The organism is Vibrio sp. MEBiC08052 (assembly GCF_001506075.1).
Lineage (GTDB): Bacteria > Pseudomonadota > Gammaproteobacteria > Enterobacterales > Vibrionaceae > Vibrio.
Genome location: NZ_KQ947477.1, coordinates 1 through 23279, shown reverse-complemented (window position 1 = coordinate 23279; position 23279 = coordinate 1). Strand labels below are relative to the sequence as shown.

Genomic DNA, 23279 nt, shown 5'->3' with positions numbered 1-23279 from the left:
TATGGAACATCCGCTCCATATAATTAAACCTCAATCCTCCCCCGACAAACCCTTTCCGTCATCTGCCGCAATTTCTCCACTTCACTTTGCAAATAAACCAACTCTTCTGCGCTGATTTCGTAATGTTCGGAATAGCGAGCATCGATGTAGGCGCGTTTGAGGCGCTGGAAGCTGCGGCGGTGGAATTTGTTTTCCATCGGGAACAGTTCGGCAAAGGCCGGGGCTTGCTGGGCGCACATCGAGCGCAGGCTTTCGAGATTATGGGTTTTGGGCAGGTAGTTGGTACAGACTAACAGGGTACAGGCAAACAGGCGTTCCGTTACCTGATGGAGTTGAAATGCAGCATAGTTGAAGTATTTATTTTCAAGCATTGGTTTATATGCTGATTCATAAAATTGTGCTGCGCTACTAAACCAATGATTAAAATGCTTGGTTGCAATCGTCACTCGCTCGGCCTCACTTAAATTTCCCGGTGTGGGCAATTCCCGTTTATCGGCGCTGAACAGTTCAATGCCCTGTTCTCGAATATCAGCAAAGAAATAATGGCCTTGCTGGAGCTGCTGATGGACTTCATTGAGTGTGTGAACGATCAAGCCGAGCGGGGCAGAGGTGACCCGACGCGCAATCTGCTCTTCGGCACTGTGCCACACCGCGTACTCTTCGACCAATGCCGATCGGTTGACGATCACCAGAATATCGTAGTCGCTGATATAACCGTTGGGCCGATCATTGACCCAAGTCCCTTTGGCATGACTACCAAACAGGATAATTTTGAGAATACGGAATTCTGCTTTGCTGCCATTTTTGTTGCGTAAGAAATCATCCAGCGTATCGCGTAATACGGTGGTGATGGTGTGAAGTTCTTGTTGCTTCCGCTCAGGGAGGTGATCGAGTGCTGTTTTCATCGCGGTTATCCTACTATGAGCCGGGGACAAAACAAACCGTTACCACATCGAGCGGTGTTGTTTTTGGTGATGATTTGCGGTTTTGTCATGGTGATACCCTGCTGTGATTCAATACTGGTATCGTGAGCGATTTTGGTGGCGGTGGCGATATACGCAGGGTTACTTTGCGACACAATTCAGGAAAACTCATACCATCTTCACGACGCAATAAGAAATATAAGAACGTGATGGTATAAAACTGAGATCATCGGTAAAACCGACAAGCAGGGGATGGGCAAAATCCAGAACATAGGTTGCGATGCTAATGAGTTCCTGCTGGGCCAACAGGTCTTAAAACTAATATTCACCAACACATTTATTGGATAGAACAGTGTTCTGTTCTGTATTTAGCATGTCTATGCATCTATTGGCTTAAAGTGTGAAATCAGTCCAATAATGATTTTAATCTCTTATCTATTATTTTTATGAATATGTATACCTATGTTAAATGTATTTTTTTAATAAAAGCACTTGATTTAAAAATAAAATCTAAATGATTTTATAAGGATATTCCTATGTCAGTGACTAGTAATCAATCTTATTTTTGTGTGGCAATTGCGATTGCTGCATGTCTGTATTTATTCTCTTCGGCTTATGCATCGGCAAGTGAGCAGCAAGTCGGTAATTATAATTATGAGGTTATGGAGAATCTGTTGATCAACAAAACGGATGCAACCTATGACTATACAGTTGGAGAAAAGGCCTATTATGTGAGTGCGGAAAACGGCTCAAATGAGAGTGAAGGAACGAAGAGTGCTCCTTTTGCAACGATCAGTTATGCGCTTTCTCAGGCGATCGGCGGGGAAGTGATATACGTCATGGATGGTCATTATGGCGATTTAAGATTCGGAGCAAACTATTTTGCGAACAGTTCGAAATCGACCCCGATTGAAGAAGTTTTTACCGACTGGGTGACGTTGAAAGCGATGCCCGGCCATACCCCTGTTTTGGGTAATGTGACCCTCGGTACGACTCATGATAAGGGGGGCTGGTACAGGATCGATTTTGATCAAAAAGGGAATAGTGACTTACGGTTGAGGATCGATGGATTCAAAATTACGGATAATGTCACGATTAACGGCAGCCGCTACGTGGACATCCGTAATTGCCGGATTTCCCAGTTGGGTGATTTCGCGTCGATGACGCTGAATGAGAAGAACGAGTATATGCAGAGTGCCGGCGTCCATATATTCAATGGTCGGTATATTAATCTGCTGTATAACGAAATTTTGAATACCGGTGTCGGTGTATGGGCGATGACCAATGATCTGGTAATCAAAGGTAATCATATCCATCATTTGACTCACGATGGTATCCAGCCTCACGGTGGGAGCAACTGGCTGATAGAGAACAACCTGATCCATGATCTGGACGATGGTATGTCTGACGGTGATGAAGAGACCAAAGGGGTCAACATGCATGTCGATGGTATGCATATCTATATCATCAATACGAGCGGAACCGCCTATGCCCGATCATTAGAAAATGTCACGATCCGCGGGAATTTTTTCTATCATGTGGAATCGATGGATATCATGGTTGGTGCAGCAGCTAAATGGATTCAGGCTTTGGGGGGCGGTTATAAACACTTTGTCGTCGAAAATAATATTTTTGCGCCATCCAACGGTACGCTGGTTATTCTCGGTGCCGGGTTTGACGGATTGGTTTTCCGTCACAATACCGTGTTGTATACCCCGAACGACCAATGGCAAAGCGTCTGGGGACGGGCTTTCGGTCAAACTTTCGCGACCCCGACGGCTGATGACTATTATATCCAGACTTGGTGGAGTTCGATTCTCAATCATCGTGCTGACTACTACTTTGACAATAATATAGTGGTCAACACCGGTACGGTCTGGACCAGTGGTGGCGATAATATCAATGCCAACATGAACCTCTATTTCAACCCGAATCATAGCGAACAGGTATTAGGCAGCAGCGGCGGCTATAAGACGGCGGTATCTCCTTATGTTGTGATTGACGGTGCGCTTCAGGACTATCTTGATGCCGGCAATATACCGGGGACACTCGAATCAGGTAGCCTTGCCGTAGATAACGGCTATACCGAAAACGCACTGACGCCGTTGGATACAGACTTTTCCGGAAAAGAACGGGATCAGACTCCGGATATCGGTGCGATAGAGCTTTAGTGAGCGGTCCTGAACGATGAACTCCCGATCAATAAATAGGATTTCACAAGCCGCTCAAGACATCCATGTTCGCTGAAACAAGGGCATTCATGCCCTTGTCTGTTTGTTCCTCCATGCCCATTTAAAGCAGCAACAAAACCGAGATTTCCGGTAAGACCGACAAGCAGGGGTGTGCAAAATTCAGATATGGGCTGTTGGGAGACCTGTGTCAAAATGCCCAGAACGGCAATGGAAGGTTTGAGTGTATGCAGGATATAGTGGTGAAATCGATTTGCATTTAACATGTGCCGCTTTGAAGCCTTGGCGAGGCTAAAAAGCGGTCACGGTTGTGTTTGTTGTTCGGACTTTTAGTTAATTCTGGTCCAGAACGTCATGTCTACCGATGTTTCATCGATCAGTTCCAAGTATTCAAGCGCCACGGGATGACTTAACCACTGCTGACAATAGGCCTCGGCCTTTTCTTGTGACGTTGCAAGCGCGACATCAGCATACATCCCATCTTTCCCCCGAACCAGAAAATGGAGCACGAGTTCATCTTGCCGGCGCAGAAATTCTTGTTCTACTTTGTGTGATAGTTCGACTAGTGTGGTTTCTGTTACCCCTTCTTTGAGTCTGAAGGTCGCAAATTCCATACCGCCAATGTTATCAATGTGATTGTTCTTTATCATGTTCGTGCCTTAGTGATGAATTGAATCATGAGTCTAAGGCTTTGCTACTGACACCATTGTGTCAGTCAATATTGATATTTTTCAATTCAGGTGAATCTTTCAATTCGATGTATGCCGACAAAGAAACAAAATCAGGCAGAGAAGGCTCATTGTCGCACCGCTCTAATTGAGCGATACGGTCAATTCTAAAGTCGCGATAGTCGCCGCGCATGTCACACCAAGCGCCTAACGTCCATTTACCGCCCCAATAAAATAACCCTAACGGGAAGACGGTTCTCGACGTGATGACCTCTGAAAGTGAGTGATAGACGATATTGAGCCAGCGTTTTTCTGCGATGGCCACATGGATTTTCTCCCAGATTTGATACGCCTTTGTTTCTCGGTGATTGGCAGGAACCCTCACCACACGATCCTGACCTGTGGTCCGGATCAATTCACTGGGCCGCGCCGCCTCGATTTTTGACAGCAGAGACTGCGCTGAAGCCGCAAGATTCTTTCCTGTTAAAGATGCGATAAAACTGACGCCAGTGATCAGTGCTTCTAACTCCCCCGGTGATAATTGCAATGGCGGTAACTCGAATCCGGCTGATAATCGGTATCCGACTCCCGGCTCGCCATAAATCGGGATACCAGATAACGATAAGTCATCGATATAGCGATAAACGGTTCTTTCAGACACCAGTAACTTTTCTGCCAATTGTTTGGCGGTCATGGGCTGGTGTTTACGGAGCATATTTGTCAGTTGAAAAAGTCGGTCTGATTTGCGCATACTTGAACCTGTCTGTTGATGGTCTAACCGTTTTCGCAGGCAGCCGCTCACTGCTGATCAACGAAAATCAAACGATCGGTATCAAAGCCCCGTTCTTTTGCCATACGGATAAACTGCTCGATCACTTGCTGATCAACGGTCGGGGTGCGAGCCAGCAGCCACAGGTAATCGGTGTCCGGGCCGGAGATAAAGGCATAGCGATAGTCATCATCGAGCGCAAAGATGACATAAGAGCCGTAAAACGGACCAAAGAATGAGACTTTTAAATAGCCTTCGGAGTCACTATTAACAAAATACGCTTTCCCCCGCGCTTCTTCCCATTTTTTTTCAGTGGCTGAAAAGCCCCGGTTTAACACCGAAATGCCACCGTCATCTCTGGGAGTATACTCTGCGGTCACATGTGTGAGTCCGGCTTCAAACGAATGATCTAAACGGGCGATTTCGTACCATTTACCCAGATAATGCTGAACGTCGAAATTAGAAACCGGTTGAACTGTTTCCGGCATTCCGAGACATCCCGTTAATGTGAGCGTAACCAACATCAGCAGTAATTTTTTCATAACCGTCCCTTGTCGTTGAGTGCTTGAGTGTCGTTCGGCTTGAGTTGCCGGAATCGTGAATGATGTTGTGATCATAGCTGATTCACCGGGGTGTGCGAAGGATGATCGATATGAACGTTTTTTTCTGTCTCGTATGGTGTTTATATCGGTGGTTGGGCGAATAAGAAAAGCGGTACTGAGTACCGCTTTTGATGGGACAACACTGTATCCACCACTGTACTGCCATTACTGATCAAGCGTGACCGTCAGATTGTACTGGCCTGAGCCGTTGTAAGCATAAATCTGGAAGTAGTAGAAACTTGCATCAGCGGTATAGATGATCTGCTCTCTGGATTCCGGCTCTTCAGAGGCTGCGACTTGCTGCCAGTTATTGCCATCCCAGCGGAATAGTTTCAGGTCGAAGTCTGTCCCGTTAGGGCCGACCAATGTCGCGTTGATAGTGCCGCCTTCATAACGGAATGCTTGGTTGTTTGGCTCGGCAGTGTATCCACCCTGCGTAATACCGTTAGTGTAAACCTTGGTCTGTGTCGATGGTTCACCGTTACCACCGTCTTCTGAAATAGAAAACGATATGGTTTGAGCCGGTTGTGAGATATCACTGATGCTCAGACCTGAATCATGACCATCCCACCATAATGAGTTTGTTCCTCTGGATGTCCGGTCATTCGGATAGATCGCAGAGAATTCACCGTATTGACCATAGACGTCGTATTGATCTCCCCGGTTGCGCAGATACTCAGGATCACGGTTGCCATCCGCATGTTCCATCTGGATGTAAGGGTGCCATTCATCGGAGTTATTCCCTTGTGGATCAACGTGCCAGATGGCCAGCCCGCTACCCAGTTGTTCGGTGTTTTGTCCGGTTTGATGAATCGCTTCCATATAGAAGGACTCTGCCGGATTATTCGGGTTAGACCACTTGTAGGATGTATTGCTGCCGGATGTCGCTGAGATACGGCCTGTCGGTGCATTGGGATTCACAGCAGGGTTCAATTCTACGACGGTTTCCCAGCCGGCCTTATCACGCAATGGAGCAACCGGTGGAACAGGGTGTCGCATTGAGCGGGGATTGGTACTGCCGTAACCCATGATGCCATACTGCGCAACAGAACCGTTTGAGCTGCCGTCGTAGTCATAAAGATCAGGCCATTCTGCAATCAGATGTCCTGATTCATGGGCGAAGGTACCGATCGATAAGCTGCTGCCCATATCTGACATCTGTGCGGCATTGGTGCAAACACCATCAGCACAGAATTGTGGGTTTACACCGCCCATGTGCGGCCACAGACCTGTCGACCAAGCGCTGTTTGAATCTCCTGCGTAGAAAATATTGAGCCCTTTGATTCGGCCGTAGCGATCGGTGGTTAAGGTTGAAAAATCGAATCCTTGCTGATATTCCAGCCACTCTAATGCTTCATGAATCAGCTCTTGCGCCCGGATGCCGAAGTCAAGGTTCGGATCGGTATAATAAGATTTGTTATGTTTGGCAGTGTAGTACGAACTAACGGTATTGGTATAGTCGAGCTTTCCACCCGATACGGAACGGAAATAGCCGCGGATGGATTGGAAATTACCGTATCCTTTATAATTTAAATCATTTAAGAAACTTTCAACGTCTGAACGGCTAATTTCTTGGCGATCATCAGGGAAGTCAATTAATATCGTTAATCCCCGAACATCACCGGTAATATGGCTGGATGAATCGGCATTTTGCACTAATGATGTCGCGATATGACTGACATCTTCCGGAATATGTAATAATTTATCGCGGTTTTCTTGTGCTATTTTTGCGCGCGCTTTAGCGGATAAACCCGGCTGTTGTTCAGTCTGAGAAAGAACGGATGAATGAAGACTGCTTCTCAGATTCTGTTCCAGCTGCTCTTTTGCCTGAGTGACCAATTCTCCTTTAGAAACAAGGGTCGTTCCATCATTGGAGACCTTCGCATAAGCAAGCCCGCCCAACTGTTTGTCATAAATTACCAGCTGGCCGGACGGGGTTCTTTGTTCGGCATAATAGTCATTCCCTTCGAGAGTGAGAGTAATGACATCACCATTGGGCTGGGTGTAATCATACTGGTAGCCATGATAAGGCATTGCCGAGAAAGCAGGCTGGCAAATTAAATACAAACTCATGAAACCAACGGTTGTTTTTAACTTCATAATAAGCGCTCTTTTTTTGAAATAATGTTTCATTATTGTGTGTTGCGAATTGTATCAAGTGATAAATTTTTATCGAAGGCTTTTTATTCATTCGATTGATATATTCATGGAAATAATTTTCTTATTGGGAGAGCTTAAAAAATATACTTAACTTTAGTAATAAAGTTATTAATATAAATGTGAGTTATTAATCGTCGAGATACGGATATATTGGAGAAGAGATTTTGTTAACCGAAGTCACATCATGCTTTGTATGTATTTCGTACAACTTGTGACTCATCTGAGGTAGTGTGATGAATTTATAGACTATGATTAGACTTTGCATAGCGATTCTGTTTGTCATCAAACGCAGTGCTGAATCGAAGGATAAAAATCACTGATGAACAAGGGAGTTTATGTATGTCGCCGGATGTTCAACTCACACAGATGAAAGATGCGCAATCGCTATTGCGCCTGCATGACGTAACGGATGATGATTTAGAACTCATTCGTCAGTTCGGGCAGATGATGATTCCGAAACTGGGGGAATATGTAAAACACTTTTATATCTGGTTGGAAAAACTCCCTGAATATGCTCAGTTTTTCAGTGATCCCGGACGATTACGCTATGTTCAGGATTCACAGCTCCGCTACTGGACTGCATTCTTCAAGGCAAATATTGACAATAACTATGTTCAGGAGCGACGGGATGTGGGAGAAGTTCATGCTCGTGTTGGCTTACCGCTGCCGATCTATTTTGCCGGCATGAATACTTCGATGCTGATTTTTACGCAGCAGTTATACGATGATTCGATGGAGACCGAGACATATAACGCCTATGTGACCGCATTTATGAAATTGCTCCATATGGATACCACGATTGTCGTTGAAACCTATTCCCGGTTGATTAATAAGCGTTTTTCCGAGCAGAGTAAGGCGCTGTTGGCAATGTCAACACCGGTCACCATGATTTGGCAGGATATCCTGATGCTGCCGTTGGTCGGTATCATCGATTCCAAGCGAGCCCAGGATATTATGGCTGCGGTTTTGAATAAGATTTCCGTCAACCGGGCCAAGATTTTCATTATGGATATTTCCGGGGTGGCGGTTGTGGATACCGCAGTTGCCAACCATTTTATTAAAATCACCAAAGCAACCAAATTGATGGGGTGTACCTGTTTAGTCTCCGGTGTTTCTCCTTCAATTGCTCAGACGATGGTTCAGCTAGGGATTAATGTCGGTGAGGTGCAAGCCAATGCAACGCTCAGAGATGCGCTTGAATACGCTTTTCAGATGATCGGCCTCAATGTGACATCGTTGAATCAGTTTTCGGAATAATTCAGGAGCGCGATGATGCGGGAATCGATTGCAATTAGTCAGCTCAAACATGCACTCATTGCGTCTATTCAGGCGGATCTCTCGGTTGGTGTTCTTACTGATTTTTGCAATGAACTTTTGAGCCGGATTTCTGCAAATTATATCCAAGGTGTATTGATTGATATGTCTGACGTAAAAACATTGGATCGGCAAGATATTGAAATGCTGATCCGGATATCCCTGAATGTTCAGGTGATGGGGCGGCAATGCATCTTTGTCGGTTTCAGGCCGGGAATTGTTATGGGCTTGATGAATTTGGGGGTTGATACGTCAGCATTGTGCTGTGCTGCGGATTTGGATCAAGGGCTGATGTCGCTCCGGGAGCCAAAGGAGCGCAGCAATGGATGATCCGGTCTCGGTTAAGGCGTTGGGGAATATTTACTCTATTGGCTGTGAAGCAGATGTTATGACGGCTGTGATGGGGACATTTACATTTGCTCAGCAGCTCAATTTTTCTCCGACAGCGACGAGTGAAATTGCCACGATTGTTTCTGAGCTGGCAACCAATATTGTCAAGTATGCAGGCAGTGGTCGCATCGAACTGGCCGAAATGCTGCGCGAGTTTGAATTAAGAACTGAACACGGTATGCGGGTCGTTGCCCGGGATTTAGGGCCGGGAATTCCACACATTGAACAGGCGATGGCAGAACATTTTTCGACTGGCGGCTCTTTAGGGATGGGGTTGCCGGGCGTGCAAAGAATGGTCGATCAATTTGAGATCCAATCGTTTACAGAAGCGTCCGGCACAACGAAGTGCGGGACGATCGTGAGTGTCATCAAATGGGGGAGGGACGATGCCGTTTGAATGGTATTCTCGCTGCATCCCCTGTTTAGGGGAGTCTGAGTCCGGTGATGGTTTGTTGGTGCGGGAAAATGACGCCGGTTTGATGGTTGCGATTATTGATGTGTTAGGGCACGGGCCGGAAGCGGCTCGTTTGGCTCGAGAGATGGAAGGCTATCTCGACGGTTGTTTCAATACCCAGCTATCCGATCAACTCCCACAACTACTTGAGCAGATGCATGATTATTTTCGCGGTAGTTTGGGTGCAGCTGTGACATTGGTTTCTTTTGACATTCAGACGCGATGTTTTCAGGGCGTCGGTGTCGGTAATACGCTGATGAGAAAGTGTGGCGATGACTGGATCTCCTATTTCGCTCAGCCGGGAGTTGTCGGTGAGATGATCCCGACATTGAATGTGTTTCAAGGCTTATTTGGCAACAATGAACGTTTCTTATTGACTACCGACGGGATTAAGGAAAATTTGGATCTGCGACAGTGCCATTTTGTTCAGTATCGCCCGCTGCCGCAGTTTGCTTCATTTTTGGTCGAACATTTCGGCAAGCCACATGATGATATTACCGTGATGGTGCTGGAGTACAAAGTATGAATGAATTGATCCGATGCTCTGTCTATAACGACAATATCAGTAAACTGGCGATCCGACGAAAATTTCAGGCTATCTTCAGTTGTTACCGTTTTAGTCCTGATCAGCAGGATTATTTCATGCTGATGAGTGCTGAATTCGTATTGCGTTTACTTGACTCTTTCGGTGAGTGTTCGATCGATTTCGTCTTTCAACAAGATCGGTTCGTCGTGAGGTGTTTGATCCCCGAACCGGTTGAACCAAGAACATTTGCTATCCCCGGCCTGATGATTGAACAGAACGGACAGGCGATTTGTTGGTCGGTCCCATGTGCTGCGAATTATCTGCCGACAGCATTTGAATTCGAACAGTTGGCAGATCAATTACGCGAGAAGAGTCGTGACGAGTTGATGAACGAACTGCAGTATAAAAACCAGCAACTGGCACAACATCAGGTTGGATTAGAGCAAGAGATTGCACGACGAACGCAGGACTTACAAGACAGTGAAGCCTTTTCCCGGACGATTATTGATGGTGCACCGTCGAGCGTGGTGATTGTCGATGAGCAGGGCAAAATCCTGTTATGGAATCAAACGGCCGAAGCGATTTATCAATACCGGGGCCAAGATGTTTTAGGTAAGGATTGTACCGAATTGTTGAACATGGTGATGCCGGAGACGTTGGCAGAGATCTTACAGCCTCCGCTATCAATTCAAGATCAGGCCAGAGTGTATGGCGAGTTTTTTGAGGTTGAAACGTATACCAAGTCCGGTGTGATGATCCCGGTGGATTTGGGCGTGACCATTTTTATGCTCAATAATCGCTGTCAGGGAGCCTTATTTTTACGTGATGTTTCTGCGCGTAAGAGCGTCGAAAATGAGTTGTATGACGCGCGGGAAAAGGCAGAAGAGGCACTGAAAGTTAAATCGATGTTTCTGGCCAATATGAGTCATGAAATCAGAACGCCGATGAACGCAATTATCGGCATGTCTCATTTAGCCTTAAAGACAAACCTAACGACAAAACAACATGATTATCTGTCTAAAATTCATAATTCAGCATCACTGCTATTGGGTATCATCAATGACATTCTCGATTTCAGTAAAATTGAAGCCGGGAAGTTGACCATTGAGAATGTCAGTTTTGAATTGGACGATATTTTCCACAATGTATCCATGCTTAATGGTCAGAAAGCGTTTGATAAAGGGTTGGAACTGCTGTTTTCCGTGCCGAGAGGGCTGCCGAAAAAGTTATGTGGTGATCCACTGAGATTGGGACAGGTCATTATTAATCTGGTCAACAATGCGGTGAAATTTACTGAACAGGGGGAGATTTCAGTTTCTGTGAGAGAAGTGGAACGACAAGCGGAGCAAATTCAGTTGGAGTTTATCGTTTCAGATACAGGGATTGGGATGGGGCCTGAGCAGGTAGAACAATTATTCACGGCATTTACTCAGGCTGATGGCAGTACGACTCGCAAGTATGGCGGTACGGGATTGGGGCTGTCTATCTGTCAGCGTCTGGTTGAGTTAATGGGCGGTAGCATCCGGGTTGAAAGTGAGCCGGGTAAAGGGAGCCACTTTATTTTCGATGTCTGGTTGAAAGCAAACCGGGGCGCCCGGACCGTTTCAGAAGGGTTGCCCAATACGCTGGACGGCATTCGGGTGCTGGTGGTCGATGACAATGAACATGCCTTAATGGTCATGGGTGATATGCTCGATGTACTACCGCACAAACCGCTACTCGTGAATCATGCTGATGAAGCGCTGGTACAAATTGATGCATCAATGGCAGCAGGGAAACCGATCAATCTCGTGTTGATGGACTGGAATATGCCGGATATGGATGGGATCGAGACCTGTCGCAAGATTCGCCAGACTGTGCCACAGGAACATCAGCCCTATATTGTGATGGTGACTGCCTATGACAAAGATGAACTCGCTCATGTGAGCGAGGAACTGCAATTATCCGGTTATTTGTCTAAGCCGGTCGGACAATCGAAACTGTTCGATTTGCTGGTGACACTCTTTGGGCCTTCAGAACATTTATCGCATCGTTCGTCAGCCGATCGTTTTGCCAGATTTCAGGACGATCTGACAGGGATTCGGGTGTTGTTGGTTGAGGATAATGATATCAACCAACAGATTGCACTGGAGTTGATGGAAGGATGGGGGTTGGACGTGACGGTTGCCAATCATGGCCGGGAAGCTCTCTCGCTGTTAGCGCAGTCTCTGGATGATACAGCGGGATTTGATGTGATCTTCATGGATCTGCAGATGCCGGAAATGGACGGCTATGAAGCCAGCGAACATATTCGCAGTAATCCGGCTTATGACGATATTCCTCTGATTGCGATGACGGCTCATGCGATGGTTGAGGAGCGGGAGCGCTGTTTCGGTTTGGGAATGAATGATCATATTTCTAAACCGATTGATCCGAATGTCCTGTTGAGCACTATTCAAAAATGGTGTCATACCGAACAGCCTGCTGCGGTTGATTCCCCACAGGATCAAGTTTCGACCCGAACGCTCACCTTGGCTCAATCATCACTGTCTCAGTTAGGAAAACTCGCTTTTTTGGATTACCGCAATGGGCTCATGAGAGTGGCTGGTAATGAACAGCTTTATCAGCGGTTGCTCTCTCAGTTGATCGATAAAGAACATGATATCGTGCCTCGTATTCAAACTGCGTTAGAGCAAGAGGAACGGGCCCAAGCCATTTTGATGGCGCATACCTTGAAAGGCTCTGCCGCGAATCTCGGACTGATGCTGCTTTCCGACATTGCAGCCCGGATTGAAATGGCAATTAAGCATGAAGAAGGGAATGATGCGCTGGCTGCGATATTGCGTGAGGCTGAAAAACACATCGCACAATTGGTTCCCGCATTATGTCAGACACTCAAGCGTCCGGAGCCGGCCGCGCAGCAAGAGAATTCTCTGACACAAGCGCATATCACAGTGATTCACCAGTTAGTAGCCTTATTAGAAGCATACGATAACTATGCGGTTGAGTATCTTGATGAGCATTATCCGTTCCTCAAGACAGTATTAACATCCGCGTCATTTGATGCCTGTTGTCAGTATATTCACGACTGTGACTTTGAAGCGGCAAGCGAGGCGCTCAAAAAAGCAGTCAGTATTTATCCACTCGATCTTTCGGTGATGGCAGGGGAAGAGAATGGATGATGGACGAGATACGGTATTAATTGTTGATGACAATGCCGAGAATCGCGCTTTGTTAGCAGAAGTTCTAAAGCCCTATTTTCATATCTTGGTTACCACAAGAGGTGAACAGGCGATAAAAGTGTGCCAGAAACATCTTCCGGATGTTGTTTTGCTCGATATCATGATGCCGGAAATGGATGGCTATGAGGTGTGCCGCCATCTGAAATCTGATGTGCGAACGCAGGCGATTCCGGTTATTTTTCTGACGGCAAAATCGCAGATAGCAGACGAACAGCGCGGGTTTGATGTTGGTGCGGTTGACTATATTCTCAAGCCGATCAGTCCGCCGATTTTACTTGCCAGAGTCCATACGCATTTACGTCTGAAACAGGCAATGTCCGATCTTGCGAGCCAAAATCACATTCTGGAGGATCGGGTGCGGGAGCGAACACGTCATTTGGAAAGCTTACAGAATGCCACGATTGAGGCGATGGCTTCGCTGGCAGAAACCAGAGATAACGAAACGGGTAATCATATCCGCAGAACCCAACATTACATCAAATATCTGGCGGAAGAATTAGTCCGACAAGGACTCTATTTGGAACAGTTGACCCCCGATACGATTGAAAATTTATTTAAGTCAGCTCCCTTACATGACATCGGCAAAGTGGGAATCCCTGATGCGATTCTACTGAAGTCTGACAAACTGACGGACGACGAATTCGAGATTATGAAAAAACATACTGAGATTGGTCGTAATGTGATTGCTTCTGTGGAGTCTGCGATTGATTTCAAATGTGATTTTCTGCAATTTGCCAAGGAAATTGCTATGAGTCATCAGGAAAAATGGGATGGCACTGGTTATCCGTTGGGGTTGAAAGAATATGAGATTCCGCTCAGCGCCCGTTTGATGGCTTTAGCTGATGTTTACGACGCATTGATCTCTGAACGAGTTTATAAACCGGCATTTCCTCATGAGAAAGCGGTCAGTATCATCAAAAAAGGATCGGGGACACATTTTGAACCCGCAATTGTGGCGGCTTTTCTGGCAATTGAACAACAGTTTAAGGCGATTGCCCAAACCTACAGAGACGACGGTTTTCATGAAGTCTCGTTTCCATTCTTGAATCCGGACGAGAGCTGACAGGATCGTTTTGTCGTTGATTGATGTTTGCGCTCAAGGCTCTACTTACGGTTGTATACGAACAAAATTTTGATGTGTTTTGATGTATATTATTTGTTACGTTGCAGTGGCTGGTGTGAGGGTATTCAATGGCGGGAGAATATTGCCCAGTTTGCGGGCTCAGGACTATCACAACAACGGTTGGATAGCCTGAGGTATTTGGCCCGGGGAGTGGATCCGGACTTGCTTATGTCTGCCCAGCTCCCCTTTTTCAATGTCAATATTACTTTTTGCGACTTTAAATTGCTTGGATAAAAACTTAATCAGATGAGCATTGGCTTTACCATCGACTGGTGGCGCGGTAATGGCGATTTTGAGTTCATCACCATGTAACCCCACAATATTGTCACGACTGGCTTTGGGCTGAATGTACAGCCTCAGGATGATATCCGCTCCTTCCTGACAGACCGCTGTCATTACAGCTGATGCCATACCGGACCGATAAAGTCACCGACCATGATGTTAATAAACTGCAAGAGAATGAAAACAACGAGCACGCTCAAATCAATGCCCCCCAGATCCGGCAAAATTTTTCTGACCGGCATCAGGAACGGTTCTGTAATTTGGATGAAGACATATTCAATCGGGCTTCTGCCTTGACTGACCCAGCTCAGAATCGCGCGAATCAACAACACCCAGAACAGCAATCCGCCAGCCGCTTTGAGCAGTGCAAGCAGACCCAAGAATAAAAAGTAGCTACTGAATCCTGCTGCACCGCCGGAAGCGATCATTACAAGGATAGTGAATTTCAGTACGCACAGTACATAGGCAAATAATACCGTTGCCAAATCAATGCTGCCGATTGACGGAATAATTCGGCGCAGCGGGCCGACGATCGGTTGAGTTGCTTTCACCACAAACTGGGAAAACGGATTATAAAAATCTGCGCGAGCGGCCTGAAGCCAGAGACGCATGAGCACGACCATAATGTACAGGTCAAATAGGGTAGAGATTAGAAAACTCATTGAATTCATAAGTTGCCCTTAATTTGTGGATATGCCGTCTCGGTCTATCCGTCATGATGATTAAAATTGTTTTTCCATAGCTTCGGCACGTTTTACCGCAGCTTGCATTGCTTGTGCAACCACTTCAGCAAGTCCATGTTCATTGAAGGTACGGATTGCTTCAGCAGTCGTACCACCTTTTGACGTGACTTGTTCTCTGAGCGTGGTTAAGTCGGTATCCGGATTTGCTTTGACCAGTGCCGCTGCGCCAACGGCACTTTGTTGAACCAGCAGGCGGGCCGTTTCTGCATCGAGTCCTTGAGCAATTGCCTCTTTTTGCATCGCTTCCATGAAGAGGAAAAAATAGGCGGGTGCACTGCCGGCTGCGGCAATAATCCCATTCATCTGTGATTCCTGATTGACCCAACAGACTTCTCCGACAGATTGAAACAGTTTCGTAGTAAACGCTTGATCCGTTTTTGTCACTGATGCGGTAGCAAATAACCCGCTCATCCCTTGATTGATCAAGGATGGTGTATTGGGCATCACCCGAATCAGGTTGAGACTCGGTGTGTTGAGCATGTCACTCAAACGCTGACAAGTGATGCCGGCAGCGATAGAAATCACCAGCTTTGGGGACCAATCAATATCCTGAAAGTGACGGCAAACATCAGCCATCAGCTGAGGTTTGACTGCAAGAACAACCACATCTGCTTGCTGGACGACTTGATGGTTATCGTGTGATGTCCGGATGCCATAATCGTTCGCCAGCGGTAACAAACGCCGATCGGTCGGGGCAGTTGCTGTGATTTGTGTCGCGGGATATCCGCTACCGACTAGCCCTGCAATGATCGCTTTTGCCATATTTCCGGCACCGATGAAGGCGATCTGTCTTTGTTCCATAGATAGTTTTCCTTAGTTTCTTGGCGTCAGGTATTTGAATAATCTCGGGCACCAAAAATTGCGGTTCCGATCCTGACGATGGTACTACCTGCTGCAATCGCAGCTTCCATATCTCCGCTCATTCCCATGGAAAGCGTATCCACTTCGGGATAGATTTCTTGTAGTTTTACTTTCAGTGTGGCCAGTTTTTTAAACGCAGCCAGTTGAGCGTCATAATCCGGCACATTTTCCGGAATCGACATTAATCCTCTTAAAGTGAGGTTTGGGAGTGCAGAAATCAATGCGGCCAATTGAAAAATCTCTTGCTCTGCGGTTCCTGATTTCGAGTTTTCACCGCTGGTATTGACCTGAATCAGCACCTGAAGCGGAGGCATTCCTGCCGGTCGTTGATCGTTGAGACGTTGCGCGATTTTCTCTCGATCAATGGTATGAACCCATGCAAAGTGCTCTGCAACCAGACGTGTCTTATTGGACTGTATCGGGCCGATAAAGTGCCATTCTAAAGGTTTGTCCTGCGTATGTCGGGCGAAATACTGTACTTTTTCGACACCTTCCTGCACATAGTTTTCTCCGAAGGCAAGCTGTCCGGCTTGAATCGCTTCAGCGATCGCTTCGACCGGTTTGGTTTTGCTGACTGCCAGCAAAAGAATAGAGTTTCGAGTACGTCCACATTTTTCTTGAACCCGCTCGATGTCTGACATGATATGTTGAATGTTTTGTGCAATCGTACTCATAATTATTTGTCTAAACAGGTAATTGTAAAAGGCTCATTGTAAATCGTTCATGATAAACAATTCATTGTAAACCGTTCATTGTAAGCAGAATACCGCCAGCGGATAAATGCTAAATCGATGCATTTTCCCCGATGAAAACAGTTTAATCCCGATGAAAAACCGAGAGACTGAATCAACCCATGGATATATCAACGTTATTGGCCCTCAGTGTAAAACATAACGCCTCTGATCTACATCTTTCTGCAAGTCATCCGCCTATGTTACGGATAGATGGCGGATTGAGAAAGTTGGAATGTGAAACTTTATCCAGTCAGATGATTTTGTCTCTGACCGAATCGATGATGAGCGAGGCACAGCGAGCACAGTTCCGGCTCGCCCAAGAAGCGGATTGGTGCTATCAGAGTGAGCATGGCCGCTTTCGGGTTAACCGCTTTGTTCAAAGTCGCGGGTATGCTGCGGTGATGCGCTATATTCCGAGTGATATTCCGACGCTGCCATCACTTGATGTACCGGATATCGTTGCTGATATTTGCCACTACCGTCAGGGGTTGGTATTGGTTACAGGGGCTACCGGTTCCGGCAAATCGACTACCTTGGCTGCGATGGTCGATGCGATCAACAGCCGTGATAGCAAGCATATTGTGACGATTGAAGATCCGGTTGAGTTTGTCCATCACTCTCGGCAGTCCCTAGTACATCACCGGGAAATCGGGCGTGACAGTGGATCTTTTACTGATGCATTACGTGCAGTACTAAGAGCGGATCCGGATGTGCTGCTGATCGGTGAATTACGGGATCGGGAAACCATTCGGTTAGCGCTGACTGCTGCGGAAACCGGACACTTGGTGTTGGCAACGCTGCATACCCGCAGTGCTGCTCAATCGATTGATCGAATCATTGATGTTTTTCCTGCTGATGAGCAGAGTCGGGTGCGCACCGTGTTAGCCGAATCGTTACAGGCAGTGATTGCCCAGCGGCTATTGCTTAAAGTCGGGGGCGGACGTATCGGCTGTTATGAAGTGTTGACTGCAACCTCGGCCGTGCGGAATTTGATTCGGGAAAACCGCCTGCCTCAGATCGAGTCTGTTATGCAGACGGGGGCTGGCAGAGGGATGAGAACCATGGCGCAAGATCGACAGCGCTTATTGAATCTCGGGATGATTTTGCCGGATACGAATGAAGAGCAGTGATACAGATGAAGAAAACGTGGGGGAAATTACTCGCCCCACTGTGCTTCAAACCAGCTTTCCAGAATAATGACCGCTGACTGACAGTCTACATTGCCTTTCTTCAGGGCGCGAAAGCCGCCTTGTTCAAAGAGCGTGCTGCGGGCTTCGGTGGTGGATAAACGTTCATCATGCAGTTCAACCGGTAAACCGAAACGACCATGCAGGCGGTTGGCAAACTTTTTCGCCCGCGGCGTAATGGCCTCCAAATCTTTGCCGTGCAAATCAGTCGGTAAGCCCACGATCAGCAGATCCGGTTTCCATTCCAGAATCTGCTTTTCTATATCTTCCCATCTCGGGATACCGTCTTTCGCCGCAAAAGCTTTCAGAGGAGATGCGGTGCCGGTAATTTCCTGCCCGATCGCACTGCCGATACTTTTAGTGCCATAATCAAAGGCCATGATTGTTTTGGACATGTTTTACTTTTCACTCTGTTTATACGCTTCAGCCACGAGGGGATTAAGCGTGTCCGGCCATCATTGAGAGCTGTGCCGGGGTGATGCCCAGTTTCTTGACCGCACGATCCCATTTCTCATGAATCGGGGTGTTAAAAATGACTTCCGGATCGGCTTCAATGGTCAGCCAGGAGTTGTCAGCCAGTTCACTCTCCAGTTGTCCGGCTTCCCAACCGGAATAGCCGAGTGCAACCAGATAATGACTCGGTTCGGCATCAGTGCCGAGCACGGCCAGAATATCTTTTGAGGTCGTGACACTCAGCTCATTTGTCATTTGCATGCTGGATTCGTAGTAATCTTTGGGGCAATGCAAAATAAAGCCCCGATCCGAAGAAACCGGCCCGCCATTAAAAACAGGGCTCTTCAGACTATCGGTCTTTTCCTGCGGATAAAGCGGGTCGATATCGACCTGTTTCAGCATGGTTTCTACTGTGAGATCAATAGGGGCATTAATCATCAGCCCCATTGCACCTTCTTCATTGTGTTCACAAATGTAAATCACACTGTTTTTGAAGTCAGGATCCTGCATACCCGGCATCGCCACAAGAAAATGATTGGTTAAATTCATCGGATGAGCCCTCATTATTCAGAGCGAAACTCTGACATCATTTATGCTTTTACGCGCCGTTCAATGGCGTCCATGAGCTTCCCTGTAATGGATATATTGTATTTCGCTTCAATTTCCCGGACACAGGTTGGGCTGGTGACGTTAATTTCGGTGAGTTTATCTCCGATCACATCGAGGCCGACAAAGATTAAGCCTTTTTCCTTCAGCGCAGGCGCTATTTTCTCAGCGATCTGACGATCGGTTTCCGTCAGTGGCCGGGCTTCTCCTGTGCCACCGGCTGCCAGATTGCCACGCGTTTCACCTTTGGGGGGAATTCTGGCCAGACAGTACGGCATCGGTTCTCCGTCAACGACCAGGATACGTTTATCACCATTACTGATATCCGGTACGAAAGTTTGTGCCATACAGTAATTTTGACCTTGGTCGGTTAGCGTTTCAATAATGACGGAAAGGTTCGGATCGCCGGATTTCACGCGGAAGATCGAAGCGCCACCCATCCCATCTAATGGCTTGAGAATGATATCGCCGTGCTGTTGTTGGAAGGCTTTGATTTTCTCCGCTTTGCGGGTCACGATGGTGGTTGGTGTCAATTCCGGGAACCAAGCCGTAAACAGCTTCTCATTGCAATCACGCAGGCTCTGCGGTTTATTGACGATCAGGGTGCCTTGTTCTTCGGCTCTTTCCAGAATATAGGTGGCGTAGATATATTCAGTATCAAACGGGGGATCTTTACGCATCAGCACTGCGTCAAGCTCAGACAGGGCAATACTCTGGCTGGACTGAATATCATACCAGTGGTTCGAATCTTCCTGCAGATGCACAATTTGGGTATCTGCATAAGCGACGCCTTGATCCAAATGAAGTCCATCCATTCTGATGTAATGAACTTCATAGCCACGACGCTGTGCCTCAAGCATCATTGCAAAAGTGGTGTCTTTTTTGATGTTGATCGCTTCAATCGGATCCATCACAACGCCTAGTTTAATCATTTTTTATTCTCCAACTATTCAATTGGCTATTTAGCCGAGGTCACCAAAACGCACTTGTAGTGCGGTGATTGCCGTTAAGGCTGCCGTTTCTGTTCTGAGTACGCGGGGACCGAGTAATATTTCTTCAAATTGATGATGTTTCGTCATCTGAATTTCTTCAGCAGACAGACCACCTTCCGGACCGATTAACAGCCGAATGCCTTTGTCCGGTGTCGGTAGGGTGTTGATTGAATACGATGCGCGAGGATGAAGATTCAGTTTCAGCGCCTCAGTTGCTTCACTGCACCACTCTGCCAGTGACATGATCGGTCTGATCTCAGGAATTGTATTGCGTCCGCATTGTTCACAGGCGGCAATGACAACCTTTTGCCATTGCTGCAATTTTTTCTCAAAGCGTTTTTGATCCAGTTTGACACCACATCGTTCTGACAACAGCGGGGTGATGGTATTCACACCGAGCTCCACGGATTTTTGAATGGTAAATTCCATTTTGTCACCGCGAGAAATCACTTGGCCAAGATGAAGGTGTAGTGGGGATTCATTGTTGCGAATGACCGCTTCTCTGACTTGCGCGGTCACCGTTTTTTTACTGACTTCGGTCAATACGGCCGGATATTCAGAGCCATCACCATCAAATAATAAGATTTCCTGCCCTGTTTGCATTCTTAGCACACGACCGACATGACCGGCCGCATCTTCGCTTAATGTCACCGGACGAGCGGGGGAGATTTTCTCCGGATGATAAATTCGGGGCATTCTCATAGATTTTCCTGAATCGACTTTTCCTGAACTGACTTATGGACAGGATGGTTCTCAACAAGCTTTTCATCAATCAAGGCTTGTCACTTTTGTTGGGTATAAGATGGGCGCTGTGGCGTTAAATTACAAGAGGGACAATTGAAAACTAAAAGGAAAAACTTTGTTTGTCACTCATCCCGGTCACCATGATATCTCAGTGGCTGGTGACATTGGGTGCAACGATAGATGACTTGCTGACGCTGTACTTTCCGATGACGACGAATCGACAGCGCAAATTGCTGACACTGACAATGGTATGCAAAGGTTTCTCCGGCCACGGAACGTGTATCAAACTGGTGTGTCGTATGGGGCGGTAAGCAGAAAACCTGCTTCATCACTGATTGCCACTCGGAACCATGTGGTCTGACTCGTCCATATAGGTGGTGAACCAGCAGATGAGCAATTTCATGGGGAATCACTTGTTGTAAAAACTCGCTTTGATTTTCAAGGAGTAACACCGGGTTTAAGCGAACTTCCCAGAGATGGCAATAGGCTTTACCGGCTGCTTTTCCGCGTAACTGATAGCTGAGCGTCGGTTGGGGGAAAGGATGTTGAAAGTAGCGCGACGCTTGCTCAATACAAGAGTGGATCCGAGCATTGATCCGGGTATGGAGTTCAGCAGGTATCGGTGAGGCTGACACGTTTTTCTACCTTTATCTTTTGGGGCATTTCAGTTGTGGGACGTGAAATAATACAAGCAACTTATCATGTCGGTTTCTGCTCATATAAGCAAGCCCTCCGAATGGAGGGCCTGATGTTAAAGATGATACTGTGTAAGAACAGCCCCGGCTTATTTCAGACCGGCAAAGTCTCGCAGTAATGCTGCTTTATCGGTTGCTTCCCATGGGAATTCATCCCGGCCGAAGTGACCGTAAGCTGCGGTCTTTTTATAAATCGGCTGTAACAGATTGAGCATTTCCTGAAGTCCGTATGGACGGAGGTCGAAGTAGTGACGAACTGCTTCGATAATGATGTCTTGCGCCACTTTTTCGGTGCCGAATGTTTCAATCATGATTGAGGTCGGATCCGCTACACCGATCGCATAAGAGAGTTGAATCTCACAGCGATCAGCCAGACCGGCTGCAACGATGTTTTTGGCAACATAACGTGCTGCGTAGGCAGCGGAACGGTCAACTTTTGATGGATCTTTCCCGGAGAAAGCACCGCCACCGTGACGCGCTGCACCACCGTATGTATCGACAATGATTTTACGTCCGGTCAGACCACAGTCACCCATCGGGCCACCGATGACGAAACGACCGGTCGGGTTGATAAAATATTTGGTCTCTTTGGTTAGCCATTCGGCCGGAAGTGTTGGTTTGATGATTTCTTCCATCACCGCTTCCCGCAGTGATTCGGTTGAAATCGAGTCACTGTGCTGAGTGGATAATACGACAGCATCGATACCGACGATTTTGCCTTTGTTATATTGGAAAGTGACCTGTGATTTCGCATCCGGACGCAGCCATGGCAGCGTGCCGTTTTTACGCACTTCTGACTGACGTTGCACCAAGCGGTGCGCATAAGTGATCGGGGCTGGCATCAGCACATCGGTTTCGTTGGTTGCATAACCGAACATAATACCTTGGTCACCGGCACCTTGTTCTTTCGGGTCAGCGCGATCAACACCCTGATTAATATCAGGAGACTGTTTGCCGATGGTATTTAAAACCGCGCAAGAGTCTGCATCGAATCCCATGTCTGAATGGGTATAGCCAATTTCACGGACGGTGGTTCGGGTTAATTCTTCAATATCAACCCAAGCTGAGGTCGTGATTTCACCGCCAACCATAACCATGCCTGTTTTGACATAGGTTTCACAGGCGACACGCGCTTTCGGGTCTTGTTCTAAAATCGCATCAAGTACGGCATCGGAAATTTGATCAGCAATTTTATCAGGATGTCCTTCTGATACGGATTCAGAAGTAAACAGATGCTTTGTCATGAGAACTCCACTCAGATGATGAGCAAGTCATACTGAACACTTACTCGAAATTATTTGCAAACAAGCGCTAAGCGCAAGAGATGTTTTTACATCTAGACGTCTATTCTATGCAGCATAAATGGAATTACAAGCCTTTTTTTATGATCGATAAACATCATGATGCTTATCCGGGGTTCATAATATTTTTACGTTCGGGGAAATAACGATAAATATGCGACAGATGGCTCATTTATTAGGACAGTAAATCGATTGCGCCAAGGAAAGGGCTTTGCGACAATATGGTGCTTTTTTTAATATAGTATTTTTAAATACGGTGTTGTTTCGTCGTAATCTACTTTATTCATTTTTTGCTTTATGACTTTCAGGAGCTGACATGTCTACCCAAAACGTCTCGCGAAT

At 46.8% G+C, this 23279-nt stretch carries 23 protein-coding genes; 8 read left to right on the top strand and 15 right to left on the bottom strand.

Features of this window, described 5'->3' with window-relative positions; genetic code table 11:
• Nucleotides 1-23 precede the first annotated feature (23 nt).
• Nucleotides 24-905, bottom strand: coding sequence for a HEPN domain-containing protein (locus VRK_RS19955; RefSeq protein ID WP_059123263.1), 882 nt, complete (start codon nt 903-905; stop codon nt 24-26).
• Nucleotides 906-1459: 554 nt separating this feature from the next.
• Between VRK_RS19955 and VRK_RS19950 the strand changes: the two genes are divergently transcribed.
• Nucleotides 1460-3094, top strand: a complete 1635-nt coding sequence (locus VRK_RS19950) for a right-handed parallel beta-helix repeat-containing protein (RefSeq protein WP_059123262.1) — start codon at nt 1460-1462, stop codon at nt 3092-3094.
• 347 nt (nt 3095-3441) lie between these two features.
• Here the strand turns inward: VRK_RS19950 and VRK_RS19945 are convergent, their stop codons facing one another.
• From VRK_RS19945 to VRK_RS19930, 4 genes are all read right to left on the bottom strand, one after another.
• Complete coding sequence (locus VRK_RS19945) at nt 3442-3762, bottom strand: hypothetical protein (RefSeq protein ID WP_059123261.1); 321 nt, start codon at nt 3760-3762, stop codon at nt 3442-3444.
• Between the two features lie 61 nt (nt 3763-3823).
• On the bottom strand, nt 3824-4531 hold the full coding sequence (locus tag VRK_RS19940; protein WP_059123260.1) for a helix-turn-helix transcriptional regulator: 708 nt from the start codon (nt 4529-4531) through the stop codon (nt 3824-3826).
• A 47-nt stretch (nt 4532-4578) separates the two neighbouring features.
• The gene (locus VRK_RS19935) at nt 4579-5091 is read right to left on the bottom strand and encodes a lipocalin family protein (RefSeq protein WP_059123356.1); all 513 of its coding nucleotides are present in this window, start codon (nt 5089-5091) and stop codon (nt 4579-4581) included.
• Between the two features lie 225 nt (nt 5092-5316).
• A complete protein-coding gene (locus tag VRK_RS19930; RefSeq protein ID WP_059123259.1) occupies nt 5317-7251 on the bottom strand; it encodes a M6 family metalloprotease domain-containing protein in 1935 nt (644 codons plus the stop codon).
• A 399-nt stretch (nt 7252-7650) separates the two neighbouring features.
• On the opposite strand from VRK_RS19930, the gene VRK_RS19925 reads away from it, so the two are divergent.
• Genes VRK_RS19925 through VRK_RS19900 form a run of 6 tightly spaced genes read left to right on the top strand, consistent with a single transcriptional unit; the run spans nt 7651 to nt 14279 of the window.
• Complete coding sequence (locus VRK_RS19925; RefSeq protein ID WP_059123258.1) at nt 7651-8568, top strand: protoglobin domain-containing protein; 918 nt, start codon at nt 7651-7653, stop codon at nt 8566-8568.
• Between the two features lie 12 nt (nt 8569-8580).
• Entirely contained in the window at nt 8581-8955 is a 375-nt protein-coding gene (locus tag VRK_RS19920; RefSeq protein WP_231735836.1) for an STAS domain-containing protein, read from the top strand.
• On the top strand, nt 8948-9412 hold the full coding sequence (locus VRK_RS19915; RefSeq protein ID WP_082671487.1) for an ATP-binding protein: 465 nt from the start codon (nt 8948-8950) through the stop codon (nt 9410-9412). The genes VRK_RS19920 and VRK_RS19915 overlap by 8 nt, the downstream gene beginning before the upstream one ends.
• The gene (locus VRK_RS19910; protein ID WP_082671486.1) at nt 9402-9995 is read left to right on the top strand and encodes a SpoIIE family protein phosphatase; all 594 of its coding nucleotides are present in this window, start codon (nt 9402-9404) and stop codon (nt 9993-9995) included. Before VRK_RS19915 ends, VRK_RS19910 begins: the two co-directional genes overlap by 11 nt.
• Nucleotides 9992-13156 carry a response regulator gene (locus tag VRK_RS19905; protein ID WP_059123256.1) on the top strand — a complete coding sequence of 1055 codons (3165 nt, stop codon included), beginning with the start codon at nt 9992-9994 and terminating at the stop codon, nt 13154-13156. The genes VRK_RS19910 and VRK_RS19905 overlap by 4 nt, the downstream gene beginning before the upstream one ends.
• Complete coding sequence (locus VRK_RS19900) at nt 13149-14279, top strand: response regulator (RefSeq protein ID WP_059123255.1); 1131 nt, start codon at nt 13149-13151, stop codon at nt 14277-14279. The genes VRK_RS19905 and VRK_RS19900 overlap by 8 nt, the downstream gene beginning before the upstream one ends.
• A gap of 168 nt (nt 14280-14447) precedes the next feature.
• Here the strand turns inward: VRK_RS19900 and yggU are convergent, their stop codons facing one another.
• Genes yggU through VRK_RS19880 form a run of 4 tightly spaced genes read right to left on the bottom strand, consistent with a single transcriptional unit; the run spans nt 14448 to nt 16899 of the window.
• Complete coding sequence (gene yggU / locus VRK_RS19895; RefSeq protein ID WP_157372067.1) at nt 14448-14750, bottom strand: DUF167 family protein YggU; 303 nt, start codon at nt 14748-14750, stop codon at nt 14448-14450.
• Complete coding sequence (locus tag VRK_RS19890; RefSeq protein ID WP_059123253.1) at nt 14735-15292, bottom strand: YggT family protein; 558 nt, start codon at nt 15290-15292, stop codon at nt 14735-14737. The genes yggU and VRK_RS19890 overlap by 16 nt, the downstream gene beginning before the upstream one ends.
• 51 nt (nt 15293-15343) lie before the next feature.
• A complete protein-coding gene (gene proC, locus VRK_RS19885) occupies nt 15344-16165 on the bottom strand; it encodes a pyrroline-5-carboxylate reductase (protein ID WP_059123252.1) in 822 nt (273 codons plus the stop codon).
• A 26-nt stretch (nt 16166-16191) separates the two neighbouring features.
• Entirely contained in the window at nt 16192-16899 is a 708-nt protein-coding gene (locus tag VRK_RS19880; RefSeq protein ID WP_059123251.1) for a YggS family pyridoxal phosphate-dependent enzyme, read from the bottom strand.
• A gap of 179 nt (nt 16900-17078) precedes the next feature.
• Here VRK_RS19880 and VRK_RS19875 point away from each other — a divergent pair, with 179 nt between their 5' ends.
• Nucleotides 17079-18089 (top strand): type IV pilus twitching motility protein PilT, encoded by a 1011-nt coding sequence (locus VRK_RS19875; RefSeq protein ID WP_059123250.1) that lies wholly within the window; start codon nt 17079-17081, stop codon nt 18087-18089.
• 26 nt (nt 18090-18115) lie between these two features.
• Here the strand turns inward: VRK_RS19875 and ruvX are convergent, their stop codons facing one another.
• From ruvX to metK, 6 genes are all read right to left on the bottom strand, one after another.
• Nucleotides 18116-18541: a Holliday junction resolvase RuvX gene (gene ruvX / locus VRK_RS19870; protein WP_059123249.1), complete on the bottom strand. Its 426-nt coding sequence runs from the start codon at nt 18539-18541 to the stop codon at nt 18116-18118.
• 43 nt (nt 18542-18584) lie between these two features.
• A complete protein-coding gene (locus VRK_RS19865) occupies nt 18585-19148 on the bottom strand; it encodes a YqgE/AlgH family protein (RefSeq protein WP_059123248.1) in 564 nt (187 codons plus the stop codon).
• Nucleotides 19149-19189: 41 nt separating this feature from the next.
• Nucleotides 19190-20137, bottom strand: coding sequence for a glutathione synthase (gene gshB / locus VRK_RS19860; protein ID WP_059123247.1), 948 nt, complete (start codon nt 20135-20137; stop codon nt 19190-19192).
• Between the two features lie 30 nt (nt 20138-20167).
• On the bottom strand, nt 20168-20899 hold the full coding sequence (gene rsmE, locus VRK_RS19855; protein WP_059123246.1) for a 16S rRNA (uracil(1498)-N(3))-methyltransferase: 732 nt from the start codon (nt 20897-20899) through the stop codon (nt 20168-20170).
• Between the two features lie 164 nt (nt 20900-21063).
• Nucleotides 21064-21576: a SprT family zinc-dependent metalloprotease gene (locus VRK_RS19850; protein WP_269431956.1), complete on the bottom strand. Its 513-nt coding sequence runs from the start codon at nt 21574-21576 to the stop codon at nt 21064-21066.
• A 149-nt stretch (nt 21577-21725) separates the two neighbouring features.
• A complete protein-coding gene (gene metK / locus VRK_RS19845) occupies nt 21726-22880 on the bottom strand; it encodes a methionine adenosyltransferase (RefSeq protein WP_059123245.1) in 1155 nt (384 codons plus the stop codon).
• Nucleotides 22881-23279 lie beyond the last annotated feature (399 nt).